This is a genomic window from Pedobacter aquatilis, from assembly GCF_032678425.1.
In the GTDB taxonomy this organism is placed as follows: Bacteria; Bacteroidota; Bacteroidia; order Sphingobacteriales; family Sphingobacteriaceae; genus Pedobacter; species Pedobacter aquatilis_B.
This window is the reverse complement of record NZ_JAVTSG010000003.1, coordinates 101844-114272: the sequence shown is the minus strand read 5'-3', so window position 1 is coordinate 114272 and position 12429 is coordinate 101844. Positions and strand designations below refer to the sequence as shown.

Annotated in this window: 11 protein-coding genes; 4 read left to right on the top strand and 7 right to left on the bottom strand. The window is 31.5% G+C overall.

Features of this window, described 5'->3' with window-relative positions:
• Nucleotides 1–10: 10 nt before the first annotated feature.
• Both R2Q16_RS10455 and R2Q16_RS10450 read right to left on the bottom strand, forming a co-directional pair.
• A complete protein-coding gene (locus R2Q16_RS10455) occupies nucleotides 11–1054 on the bottom strand; it encodes a UbiA prenyltransferase family protein (RefSeq protein WP_316736901.1) in 1044 nt (347 codons plus the stop codon).
• Between the two features lie 11 nt (nucleotides 1055–1065).
• On the bottom strand, nucleotides 1066–1764 hold the full coding sequence (locus R2Q16_RS10450; RefSeq protein WP_316736900.1) for an HAD-IA family hydrolase: 699 nt from the start codon (nucleotides 1762–1764) through the stop codon (nucleotides 1066–1068).
• A gap of 46 nt (nucleotides 1765–1810) precedes the next feature.
• Between R2Q16_RS10450 and R2Q16_RS10445 the strand changes: the two genes are divergently transcribed.
• The 3 genes from R2Q16_RS10445 to R2Q16_RS10435 all read left to right on the top strand — a co-directional run bounded on the left by R2Q16_RS10445 (nucleotide 1811) and on the right by R2Q16_RS10435 (nucleotide 5118).
• Nucleotides 1811–3424 carry a glycosyltransferase family 39 protein gene (locus R2Q16_RS10445; protein WP_316736899.1) on the top strand — a complete coding sequence of 538 codons (1614 nt, stop codon included), beginning with the start codon at nucleotides 1811–1813 and terminating at the stop codon, nucleotides 3422–3424.
• A gap of 75 nt (nucleotides 3425–3499) precedes the next feature.
• Entirely contained in the window at nucleotides 3500–4372 is an 873-nt protein-coding gene (locus tag R2Q16_RS10440; RefSeq protein ID WP_316736898.1) for a beta-1,6-N-acetylglucosaminyltransferase, read from the top strand.
• 23 nt (nucleotides 4373–4395) lie between these two features.
• Nucleotides 4396–5118: a glycosyltransferase family 2 protein gene (locus R2Q16_RS10435; protein ID WP_316736897.1), complete on the top strand. Its 723-nt coding sequence runs from the start codon at nucleotides 4396–4398 to the stop codon at nucleotides 5116–5118.
• Here the strand turns inward: R2Q16_RS10435 and R2Q16_RS10430 are convergent, their stop codons facing one another.
• The 4 genes from R2Q16_RS10430 to R2Q16_RS10415 all read right to left on the bottom strand — a co-directional run bounded on the left by R2Q16_RS10430 (nucleotide 5119) and on the right by R2Q16_RS10415 (nucleotide 9116).
• Nucleotides 5119–5964, bottom strand: coding sequence for a DUF707 domain-containing protein (locus R2Q16_RS10430; RefSeq protein WP_316736896.1), 846 nt, complete (start codon nucleotides 5962–5964; stop codon nucleotides 5119–5121).
• A gap of 266 nt (nucleotides 5965–6230) precedes the next feature.
• Nucleotides 6231–7460: a glycosyltransferase family 1 protein gene (locus R2Q16_RS10425; protein ID WP_316736895.1), complete on the bottom strand. Its 1230-nt coding sequence runs from the start codon at nucleotides 7458–7460 to the stop codon at nucleotides 6231–6233.
• A gap of 4 nt (nucleotides 7461–7464) precedes the next feature.
• The gene (locus R2Q16_RS10420) at nucleotides 7465–8580 is read right to left on the bottom strand and encodes a DegT/DnrJ/EryC1/StrS family aminotransferase (RefSeq protein WP_316736894.1); all 1116 of its coding nucleotides are present in this window, start codon (nucleotides 8578–8580) and stop codon (nucleotides 7465–7467) included.
• 134 nt (nucleotides 8581–8714) lie between these two features.
• Entirely contained in the window at nucleotides 8715–9116 is a 402-nt protein-coding gene (locus R2Q16_RS10415; RefSeq protein ID WP_316736893.1) for a hypothetical protein, read from the bottom strand.
• Nucleotides 9117–9516: 400 nt separating this feature from the next.
• Here R2Q16_RS10415 and R2Q16_RS10410 point away from each other — a divergent pair, with 400 nt between their 5' ends.
• Nucleotides 9517–10824, top strand: coding sequence for a hypothetical protein (locus R2Q16_RS10410; RefSeq protein ID WP_316736892.1), 1308 nt, complete (start codon nucleotides 9517–9519; stop codon nucleotides 10822–10824).
• Nucleotides 10825–11064: 240 nt separating this feature from the next.
• On the opposite strand, the gene R2Q16_RS10405 is transcribed toward R2Q16_RS10410, so the two are convergent.
• Nucleotides 11065–12411 carry a lipopolysaccharide biosynthesis protein gene (locus R2Q16_RS10405; RefSeq protein WP_316736891.1) on the bottom strand — a complete coding sequence of 449 codons (1347 nt, stop codon included), beginning with the start codon at nucleotides 12409–12411 and terminating at the stop codon, nucleotides 11065–11067.
• Between the last annotated feature and the right edge of the window lie 18 nt (nucleotides 12412–12429).

The window sequence follows — 12429 nt, the reverse complement described above, 5'->3', positions numbered from 1 at the left end:
ATAGTTAAGCCTAATAATTGTTCGCATTTTTTAAAAACCAATGCAACCATGGGATATCTACAAACATTAAAACACATAACAATATTGTAAATAATATCAGGTAAACCATAAACCATTTTCTGGTGTACAGTTTTTCCGAACCTTGAACAGGCGAATCATCAAGTAAACCAATTTTTAAATACCATGAAAACAAAAGCGCAAAAAATGGAAAACTTACCAAAAGTTCAATTCTATCTTTAACTAAAAATATCCCCATAAAAAAGGCACACGTAATTGCATAAAAAAACATTGATACTAAAAGGCTATTCTCCGTGTAAAACTTGAATGATTTTCTATATAATCCGGCAATTTGTGGGTTGTCAATTAATCTGAATTCGGCAAAACGTTTGGTGGCCATTAAAAATGCACCACCCATCCAGTATGCAATAATTATACTCACCGGCGGAAAGGTATTTATCCAGTTCAAATCCCATTTGCTATCTGGAACACCTAAAGCCGGACTAAAAATAAACCAACCTGCCGCAAAGCGTATAGGATTATTAACAGATTCGCTTAGAACATCCAAGAAAACTCGGTCTTTACTTCTGAATGGTTTTACATTATAAATAATGCCCATAAAAAGCAGAAAGGCTGCAACAGAAAAGAATTTAATCGAAACTAAGAATGCAAGGCATAATCCTATGGCAGCCAGTATTGCATATTCTGTATAAACAATAGCCGGATTTACTATAGATACAACAGACGACCGCTTATTTTTTAAGGGATGAAATTTATCAAAGCCTGCATCAAGATATTCGTTTATGACATAATTTGCTGAGGCAATTAAGCATATACTTACAATGCCAACTATAATTTTAAAGACTAAGCCAGAGTTAAATGGGGTATGAAAAATTGATAGTGCAAATAGCATTCCTGGAACCATAAAAAGGTTTTTAACCCAGTTATCTGGTCTGGCGATTGCAATATATTCTTTAATTGATGCTGGTTTAAGCTCTTTTGGGGATGAATTATCCGATGACAGGGGATCATCGGGTAATATTATTCTGTCTATCATAATTTTAGCACCTAACTTTCATTAAGTATTTTTTTTGAGAGTATTTTGTAGAAATTGTTTTTTGCTTCGTTTTTGTTTATTATTAAATAAGGTATTCCTGCATTTCTTGCACAAGCTCCATCTAATTCATCTCTATCGCCTATAAAAAGAACTGTAGATTTATCTGCGATTTTAAATTCATCAAGAATATAATTTATTGCCTTAGGAATAGGTTTCATGGCATTAATATTCAAATCTGTTGAGCTTACTATTAAATCAGCGTCTAAATTCATGCTAACTAATTTTTCATTTGCATCATAATCAGAATAGATTGCCTTTTTGATGTTTTGTTTGTTAAGCGAATCAAAGGTTTCTTTAACGCCTGGATATACGCAAGCTTCCAGGTATTTATTGGGAAAATTGAAAATCCATTTATCAATTACACTTCTTACTCTTTCAATCGGTAACTTCAATTTATCTGCGCACCACTCGTATTGTTTATCATTCAAATTGGGCGCTTCAAAACCAGCCTTTGTTTCGCGTTCTAATCTAAATTGATGTATTATAAGTAAATCTTTTATTTTCCAAGGTCTCAAAAAATAATAACCAATTAATGATTTTAACATCTTTTTTCTCAACTTTGATTGATCATACAATGTGCCGTCTACATCAAAAACAACAAGCTTTACATTCCTAAAAGGTGTACAATTCACACTAATCAATTTATTCAAGTAAAATTATTAAAAAATCCGATATTGCGAATACTTAGTTCTAAAAATGTACCCCATTCAATCTAAAGAAATTCATTCAAAAACTGCTATATATCTTTTAATTGGTATTGGAATATTAATCCGATTGTTTCATTTTTTTTATAATCGTTCGCTTTGGATGGATGAGGTTTATCTATCAACGAGCATTGTAAAAATGAAATTAGCTGATTTGATAAGTTCGCCATTATACTACCAGCAAAAAGCACCGATAGGTTTCCTATTTGTTGTAAAAATAATAACCACTATTTTCGGAGATAGAGAAACTGCGCTTAGATTAATTCCTTTAATTTCAGGAATTATTTCGATGTTTCTATTTATACCGATTTCCAAATATTTTTTGAAAGGTTTTGCACCTTTACTAGCTTTAGGAATTTTATGCCTATCTCCTGCCCTCGTATATCATAGCGTAGAAATTAAGCAATATTCTACAGAATTGCTTGGTACTATGTTATCACTTTATTTTTATATTAAGCTAAAGGATAAAAAAGAAATAAAAAGCCTAATAATTTGGGGATTAGCCGGAGCTATAATTTTATGGTTTTCTTACTCATCGATATTTATTCTGGCTGGCATTGGAATAGCTTTAAGTTTAAATTATTTATTGCAAAAAGAATGGAAAGCTTTGGGGCTTACTTTAATCCCATCTTTTATCTGGTTGGCAAGTTTCATTATCAATTACGTTTTATTTACACATAAGCATGCAGAATCTGAATGGATAGCGTATTGGTTTAGAGCATATCATAATTTTATGCCATTACCGCCAAAATCAATTTCCGATTTAAAATGGTTTGCAGTAAACATTTACAGAATGCTTGATTACCCATTGGGGTTACTCTGGAATTTCATACACATATCTTCAAATCAAACCATCAGCATGATTTTGAAGATGCCATTTTTGCCAATATTATTTTTATTTACTGGAATATATACTACAGTAAATAAAAATTTTACGGAAATGTTAATTCTATCGTTACCAATTCTATTAATGTTTTTAGCCTCAGGGTTAGAACTTTATCCGCTAACCGAACGCTTTTGGGTGTTCATTTCACCAATCTTTATTATAATAATTGCAGAAGGATATAATTTTATTTGTACTTTCTTTAATTCAAAAAAAATTAAGATTGTGCTGATAGCGTTAATACTTATTGGTCCCCTAATTCTATCGGTACAAAGCATTTTAGAGCCTCAAACGTTTTTTGTCCATAAGAAATCTTTCCAAAGGGAAGCATTAGAATATCTGAATAATCAATATCAGAATGGAGATGCAGTGTATATCTATTGGAATAATTTGCCAGGTTATAGATTATATAAAGAAATATATCACTATAAGTTTGAAGGTATTGAAGGCAGTGACCAACGTAAGAACTCAACAAATTATGAGAATTACTTTCATAATCTGAGAAATGATTTTATAAAATTCAAAAACAAAAAAAGGGTTTGGGTGGTTTTTAATTCACAGTTTTTAACAGATATTGGCGATAAAATTGATGAGCCAAAATGGTACTACAATAAGAATTCAAGTCCAAATCAACATTTAATAAACGAACTGGTAAAACAATATGTTGTAAGAAAAAAACACATAACAAAAGATGTTACTGTACTTTTATTAGAACCTAAATAAAAAACTGTAGTTTTATAACTGGTTAAAATGCAAACCCAATGTTCTTAGTTTACCATCAACTATACCTTATTTAATATGCGCATTGCTCATATCATTGTAGCTCACAAAAATCCTGATCAATTACAAAGATTGATAAAAAGACTCGAACATAATAATTTTGACATTTTTATCCATCTTGATAAAAAAACAGACATCACTCCATTTAAAAAATTGGAGCAATTAAAAAATGTTACGTTCATAAAAAACAGAATGAAATGTAGCTGGGGAGGAAATAATTTTCTCATCGGCATCTTCAATTCAATTAGAGAAGTTCTTTCAAACAACAAAGAGTACGATTTTATTAATTTAATTAGTGGACAAGATTATCCAATACAATCTGCAGATGTAATTTATAATTTCTTTAAAGATAGAAAGGGTTACAATTTTATTTCTTACGAAGAAGACCAAAATTCTGAATGGTTAAAATTGGCCGCCATGAGATACGAAAAATACCATTTGACTGATTTCGATTTCAAAGGTAAACATCTATTTGAAAGAGCTTTAAATATTGTAGCACCCAAAAGAAAGTTTCCCACCAGTTATAAATTATATGGAGGCCCGAAAGCTACTTGGTGGACAATTACAGGTGAATGTGCTGTAAAAATTACAGAATTAATGTCTACAAACGATAAGCTAAATAATTTTTTAAAATATTGTTGGGGAGCAGATGAATTGATAATTCCAACATTAGTAATGCATACATCTGATAAATCTAAAGTAGTGAATAACAACTTAAGATATATAGATTGGTCGGAAGGAAATGCACATCCAAAAATGCTAAAATCAAGTGATTTTGATAAAATTATCAATTCAAAAAATATCTTTGCAAGAAAATTCGATTCAGAAATTGACGATGCTGTATTAAATGAAATTGATAGCGCCGATTTTCAGATAGAACTTCCCCGGTAAATAAGCATCTAAAAAGCATCCCAATGAAAATTAGTGTATTAACTCCCTCGTACAACTCTGCTCAGTACATTAGAAGAGCAATAGAAAGTGTAATCTCTCAAAATTATGACAATTATGAACATATTGTTGTTGATGGTGGTTCCAAAGATGGTACTGTTGAAATCCTGAAGGAATTTCCTCAAGTAAAATATATTTCTGAAAAGGATAAAGGGCAATCAGACGCTATGAACAAAGCTTTTAGCATGAGTAGCGGAGAAATTATTGTATACTTAAACGCTGATGATGAGTTTTTACCACTTGCATTCAGCAAAATAATTGCTGCGTTTGAGCAAAATACGCAGGCAGATATGGTTGTCGGAAATTTAATTTACAAAACCGAAGATGAAAGCATAATACGAAATCCGTCATGCAAATATCGAGATATAATACTGTATTGGCTAAACGCTTTCCCAAATAACCCAGTAAGTTATTTTTATAAAAGAAAAGTGCAGAATAACATTGGCAAATTCCCTATAGATGATCATTTTGCTATGGATATTTGGTTTTTATTAAAAGCATACAAAAACAATAAAATCATAAAAATTGAAGAAACATTAGGGATTTTTCATTCAGACGGAACAAATAAAACTGCTATTGCGGATACAGGATACCACCTTCATAAAACTGTTAAGAACCATTTAATTAAAGATAATCCATTGATGTTGATTTATTTTTATTTTAAATTCTTCCGAGACAAAAAGCGATAACTATCTATTGAGCTTCAATCGGATTCTGGAGCTTAAATCATAATCCCTAATTTTACGGGATAGTGTTGACATTAGCTGATTGAGGTAATTTGAAATTTTATACACCTTATTCTTCTTAACATGTAATTTCTTCAATCTTCCGTATTCTACATAATTTTGAAGTTTAGCCCCATACTTATTTGTAATTTCTACCCACTCCTGACGAGGATCGACCCCAAGTTTTTTATAAAGTTCACCTCCTCCTACTGGCAAAGTATGCTTCATTTGCAGATCGTCAAATACAATCATTTTACTTTCTGAATAATTAAGCAATCTAGACCAGACAGAATCTATCCCCCAACTAGAAAGTGTACCAGTAAAAGTGGGTAAGCATAATAATAAGGTTGTTCTGTCAAATAATGGAGCCATAACCTCAATTTGCCCAACATACCTTAAAAAACAATGATTATTTAATTTAAAAATTGGCCAAGAACAGTACGAATCGCTTGATAGCGAGGCTTGAGAAACACTTGCATTGAATGCTTTACTCAAGTTAAACATTCGGTTTATCTCTAAAGTTTCAATTTCAATATCATCATCCAAAAAATAAAAGTACTCGTATTCAGAAATCCACTCGGGTTTAATCTCCGTTAGTAATTTGTGAAGCATCAGATACTTGAAATCTTTCAAATGAAAAAAATAATCAACGTGCTCGTAGAGCTTTGGATTATCAATATTTTCATGATAGAACATTAAGCATATATCAAAATCTCTATTTTGATTATCCTTTAACCACGAACTATTAAAGAGGTAAGATTTATTACCGCATGGCGCAATAACAATATTTTTTTTAGGCAATCTATTCATTCAATGACAGTAATTATTACTAATTCATATTTTATGCAATTATCTTATAAATAACATATAAAATAGGTTGCCAGAATGACCTAACGATAAGTATGCGTAAGGAGTTATAGAGAATACCTAACGCATTTAAAATTCAAGAATTCAATCGGGACAATTAATTACAATATACAATAAAGTATCAGCTTACAAAAATATTTAACATTTAAAGCCATTCATATATAGAATTACTTTAAATGTTCTGTGTAATTAATTGATTTTTTTAGGTTTTATTCAATTCTGAAATCAGTTCCAAATAGTTTTCGAATAGACACCAATTTAGTAAATGCTTCCTCAATTTTAGCGAGAGAATTTAATAATGTAGAAGAATTATGCTCTGTATTTTTTTTATCTGCAATATTATCAAAAGTTGAATTTAAGGCTGCGAAAATATTATCTACATCATATGGATTGATATAAATTGCATAGTCACCCAAGGTTTCTCTATGTCCTGGCATGTCAGTACAAATTACCTGACAATTTAGTGCTTTAGCTTCTAGTGGAGGCATATTTGTCGGGCCAATAACCGTTGGCATAACCAATGATATTGCATTTTTATAAAACACATTTAATTCCTGGTTGGTTACGAAGCCTCCAAAAATAATGTTGTCATTAAGGTTTAAATCATTAACAAGTTGTTTTATATATTTTAAATTTCCTTTATCACCTCCAGGCAGTAAAAGCTTAACCTCTGGGCTCTCCTTTTGAAATTTTTGAAATGCCATAATAAGGCTATAATGGTTCTTGTGCGACCAAAATTGTGCAGGATATAGAAAAAACTTGTTCGTTTTTATATTAAACTTATCCAAGACTTGTTTTTCAGTATCACCATCTATAACCAATTTGGTAATATTGCCGGCAAACATGGGAATTACAAATACACGCTCAGGGTTTATTTGTTTGTAATGACATAGTTCATTTTTTCCAGCTTCCGATTCACAAAATATCGCAAATGCCTTCTGAAGATAACGGTCATAGTACATTTCACGCATCTCATATTCACCATCAAAAGTTACTTCGGGCAACATAAAGCTACTCTTGTGACCAATATCCCAATGTGTAACTATCGTAGGAAAATTCAAATCTTTGTAAAAAGGTGTGAGCGCATACAAAACATCGATTTTATTTTCAATTAATTTTGCTTTCAACTCCTCGTTAAACCGTTTTGTGTAAGAAAATTGTATTTTATCTGATAAAGGAAAATAACTAATACCTTTAATTGACGCTAACTTATTTATCCAAAATAAGAACTTGTTATTGCTTCTCATTATTTTTTCAATATCGAGAAGAAAACTATTATCAGGAGCACTTTTATCTAAAGAATCACCAAGCGCAACAAAAGCAAATTCAAGATTATCACTGAAATTATAATCTGCTATACCTTCTACCAAAGTATTGTAGTAAGAGTGGCTTCCACCCTCTTCCTTTTTATAATTTTCTAGTAAAATTCCAACTCTCATACACTTAAAATTGATTTTTTATCACTTCCACAACTCTAATCAAATCAGCCTCAGATATTCCCAAACCTGAAGGTAAGTAGAATCCATTCCTTGCAAGTCTTTCTGCATTAGGATAGGATTCATTCTCGAAAAAACCCATTTTTTTAAACACAGGTTGTTCGTGCATGCACCAAAAAAATGGGCGGGTAGCTATTTTATTTTCAGCTAATACAGCTACTAATTTTTCCTTATCGGCTTCGGTTGGAGCTAACAATCCAAATATCCAATAAATATTATCGGCATATTCTACTTTTGGATTTGGAAGTTCAAAACCTTTATCCTTCAAAAAGCTAAGATTATCAGCATAAAATTTTCCGATTTTTCTTTTCTTTTCTAAAAAAGAATTTATTTGTTCAAGCTGCGCTAAACCTAATGCCGCCTGTAAATTAGTCATCCTGTAATTCCACCCAATTTCATTATGTATAAAACGTGGGCCATTAGGTTCAAAACAAAGGTTTCTTAGTTTTTTACAACGTTCGGCAACTTCAACATCGTTGGTTAATATCATGCCACCCTCGCCAGTGGTGATGTGTTTATTTGGGTAAAAGCTAAAGATAGATACATTTCCAAATGAGCCACATTTTTTGCCATTATAGGTTTGACCATGCATTTCTGCAGCATCTTCAATAATTTTTAAATTATGTTTTTTGGCAAGCTCAATTACCGGATTCATATCAACAGGTAAACCGTAGATATGGACAACCAGAATGGCTTTTGTTTTTGAGGTAATCTTCGCTTCAATCTGGTTTACATCCATATTCCAGGTGTCCAAATCGCTCTCTACAAGTACTGGAGTTGCTCCAGCAGTTACTATAGATTGTGCCGGAGAGATGATAGTAAATGTTGGGATGATAACTTCATCCCCTTCGCCAATATTTAAGGCTTTAACGGCAATATCTAACGCAGCAGAACCATTACTAACAGCAATGCCGTATGATGTGCCAATATATTCAGCAAATTTATCTTCAAATTCTTTAATAAATGGACCTTCACTACTAATCCAGCCAGTAGTGATGCATTCGGTTACATATTTTAGTTCATTACCTTCTAGCAATGGAACATTTACGGGAATAAAATTCATAGGTGTATAATTTAGAGCTAAAATAAGGTGATTCGAAATAGTTTGCATAAAACTATTCAAATTAACTTTATTAAAATATAAATAGATGTGATATTTTAGAGAGGATGCTTTGGTTATGAAAGTTAGAAAAGCGCCTAGGCTTTAAATCTTATTTTATCTTCTTCGCCTGCATATGGGCCTTGTTTAACCTCAATCATCTCAGAATCTTCAAGCATTTCGAAACCATGTCCACCATCAGCCAATAAAATAACATCGCCTGTTTCAACAATTCTTTGTTCTAAATAATTTTGGTCCTGATCATAAAAATTAACCAACACTTTTCCCTTTTTTACATATAAAACTTCTTGGGTGAGGGTAACTTTACGCTCCACTAAACGGTGTACGTGAGGGTCTATAACATATCCTTTTTTACGATTCATATAACCCAGTTGCTGAGAAAAATCATCAGGAGTAAAGAAGGCAATGCCTTCTTTCTTATAGTTAGCTCTTATAATAACAGCTAAAAGTTTTTCTTGGAATTCAATTTTTTCAATCATGTTTTGAGAGCGATTATCCTTATCTTTTTTACAAAGTAAGTGTTAAAACAATTAGTATTAAAATTTCTTTAAGGTAATTTTTTTGAGATAATATAATACACACTTAAAAAAGGATTCCAAATGGTTATAACTATCGCATATGGAGGAAGAATAGACCCTTTAACTCCTATTTGTTTGTCATTAAAAAGTCATTTATGTTAAAATTAACATTTTAAATTCTGACCGAATTTTGCTTAAGAAATTGCATTTAATTATCTTGCAGGCAATTAATTAGATTTTATCCCTATAATTGAAGTGTTAAGAAAAATATTTTTTTTTATTCCAATGTATAATACTTATTACAATTGTCGTTTTAGGAGCAACAAACAATTAATCATTTTATATTAAAACAGACAGAGTAATGAGAAAGTATTTAATGGCAAATTTCGTCCTATGCCTAATTATCGTTTTTAGCACAGCTTGTAAAAAAAACAGGTACCGTAATCAGGTGAGTCCTGAACCAGTTGTGGTAACACCGACGCCCTCTCCTACTAACCCTCCAGTACAAACAACACCTTCATATGAGGTAGGGACGGGGTCTGGAGACCTTTCAATTGATGGGAAATCTTTAGATTTGACAACAATTAAGTTAATTAAAGTTAAAGCTGGTACGTACAAATCTATTACAATTAGAAACATAACAGGTACAGCAGCAAGCCCAATTAATGTAAAAAATAATGGACTTGTTAAAGTAACAGAGGTAATGCTTACGAGTAATTTAGCCTATGTTAATATTGCTGGCGACAATGATGCTGCTTTAACATATGGATTTTCTTTTGAGAATATTTCATTCAGAGCCATTAAGTTAGAAGGCAAAATGAGCGGCGTTACATTGAAAAGTATGAACTTTAAAAATGTAAATGACTATTGTATTGCCGGAGAAAATAATAACGGAGCTGGCTTGAAATATGATGGAACAGCTAATACTAGAACTGATGGCTTTAAGATTTTAAACTGCTCATTTGATAATGCTGGCGCCATAGTTTTTGGTGGCAATTTGAATAAAGATACCGGTGAAGATTCAGGTTTTTTCAAAGATTTAGAAATTGCTTACAATACCTTCCAAAATACAGAGTCAGGAACGGTTTGCTCTTTTTCTAATGTTCAGGATTATAACATACACCACAATGTTGTTAACAATTTAAATAATACCAATAACAATCATAATGGTATTTTTTACATGCAGGGTAATGGAAAATTCCACGACAATAAATTAACTAACTACCAAGGAAACGCAATTAGAATGTGGGTTTATTCTAGAGGCTCATCACCGGCAACTGTAGAAATTTACAATAATATTTGCTACAACACTCGTAAATATGGAGCTTTTGAGTTACAAGGTTTCGATAGATATATTGTTTCTGGTAAAACTACGTTTGTTAATGCTAAGGTTTACAATAATACTGTTGGTAAAATGAATACAAATAAAGATTGGCAAGGACAAGTTTTGGATTTGTATAACTACGGAGGCAATTTAGAGTTCTATAACAACTTGGGTTTTGATTTATACAATAACAATGCAGCAGTTACTACCATGATTAATAACATGAGTGACGTTAAAATCATCAAGCAAGAAAACAATAAGTATTCTGCCAAATACTCAGATGTTGTTAGCGATTTAACCAAATTTGTTACAGTATTCACTGGTCTTGGTGCATCAGGTATCTAAAACAAATAAATTATAACATAAAAAAGTCCAGGGTTATTTTAAATAGCTCTGGACTTTCTTTTATACTTTGAAGAATCGTAAACACTAACGGTTTAGTGTTTCATAATTAATATCTTCCAAAATACCGGATGTAGTCTTATCTTAATGAGAAAGACTTCTGTTAGCGTTAAATATAATATCGTTATTTAAATGAATAGACACACTTATATTGTTTAAATCTATAAGTGAATGTTTGATTAATTAACCTAAAAGCCTTTGCTTTTGCTCTTTATACAACAGAATTAACTCTTTAAAACCAGTGCTAAAAATCCCAAAGAAACTGAATTTATAAAAGTCATTCAAAGGTTTATATGTCATGTAAATAGCAATCAATGTTGGTACAATTGATGCCAAGGCAATTGAATACACAGAGTGATATATCCAAACCCCGATAAATATTGCGGCCACATTACTTATCACCATAATGATAATTTTATAGAAATTAATTTTTGGTAAGTGAATCACATCTACACCTATTGCAAAAAAGCGATCGGCAGGATATAGTAATGATAGAACTATAAATATTCTAAACAAATTTGGAGCAGCATTTGACACATAATTTTTTCCTCCAACGAGCTGAATAAACGGTTCGGCAAAGATTAGTGAAATAATCACAATCGGCACAAGTGCAACAGTAAGCATTCCTATAAACTTCTTTAATGTATGAATCATCCCTTCTTTATCTCCTTGATTATAACTGGTAGAAAGCAAAGGCATACCACTTGTTATAAGACTTAGTAACGGAATTTCTACTACCTGTATCAGTTTTCCTCCTAAATTATACATAGCTAGCGCCGCAGGGCCTATTAAATAATTGATAATAAATGTATTTGTAATTCCGAATAAATTTGTACTAATATTTGTACCCATGCTATATTTCCCAAAATGGAAGAGTTCCTTTATTGTATTTCTGCTTGCAGAAAATATTGTTGAAACCATTGTCCAACCTAAAACAAGTACCATAATACTTGCAAATAAATTTGAGGCAGCGTAAGCATATATTAGGGTAATTAATGTTAATTTTTTTAATATGAAAAGTGTAAATACAAATACCGTATACGCACCTTGATTAAATATTCTTAGCCACAACATTCTATCAAATCTCTTTTGAGCCTGCACAAAGCAATCACTCATAAACCAAGGTAATGTTGCTGTTGAAATAACTGCAAAATGTTTTAAAATTAGCGATACTCCAGTATTAGATACATGATTAGAAATGAAATAAGTAACTATGTTAGCCGCAAAAAATAAGACAGCAATTATTACGGCCAATAACCAAGCTGAACCAGCAATCTCTCTACCACGCTCTGGTGTAGTTCCCGCAAAAAACTTTATAATGGTAATTGTTAAAAATCCGGCCCTTAAATTATCGATTAAACCCAAAACACTCAGAAAAATTATAAAGAACCCCATATCAACGTCCGATAGTGTTCTATATACTAAGGATAAAGTAATCATTCCAAACGCAGCCATTAAACCATTCGCCATAAGCGACTGGAAATGCATGTTTTTAAATATGGAAAATATTTGCTTTATAGTATTAATCATTAAGGATATTATTAATGG

Bases quoted from the DNA above. Each gene is read 5' to 3' on its own strand.
- R2Q16_RS10435 (WP_316736897.1), top strand. From the start codon at position 4,396: ATGAAAATTAGTGTATTAACTCCCTCGTACAACTCTGCTCAGTACATT.
- R2Q16_RS10455 (WP_316736901.1), bottom strand. From the start codon at position 1,054: ATGATAGACAGAATAATATTACCCGATGATCCCCTGTCATCGGATAAT.
- R2Q16_RS10405 (WP_316736891.1), bottom strand. From the start codon at position 12,411: ATGATTAATACTATAAAGCAAATATTTTCCATATTTAAAAACATGCAT.
- R2Q16_RS10445 (WP_316736899.1), top strand. From the start codon at position 1,811: ATGTACCCCATTCAATCTAAAGAAATTCATTCAAAAACTGCTATATAT.
- R2Q16_RS10420 (WP_316736894.1), bottom strand. From the start codon at position 8,580: ATGAATTTTATTCCCGTAAATGTTCCATTGCTAGAAGGTAATGAACTA.
- R2Q16_RS10410 (WP_316736892.1), top strand. From the start codon at position 9,517: ATGAGAAAGTATTTAATGGCAAATTTCGTCCTATGCCTAATTATCGTT.
- R2Q16_RS10415 (WP_316736893.1), bottom strand. From the start codon at position 9,116: ATGATTGAAAAAATTGAATTCCAAGAAAAACTTTTAGCTGTTATTATA.
- R2Q16_RS10425 (WP_316736895.1), bottom strand. From the start codon at position 7,460: ATGAGAGTTGGAATTTTACTAGAAAATTATAAAAAGGAAGAGGGTGGA.
- R2Q16_RS10440 (WP_316736898.1), top strand. From the start codon at position 3,500: ATGCGCATTGCTCATATCATTGTAGCTCACAAAAATCCTGATCAATTA.
- R2Q16_RS10430 (WP_316736896.1), bottom strand. From the start codon at position 5,964: ATGAATAGATTGCCTAAAAAAAATATTGTTATTGCGCCATGCGGTAAT.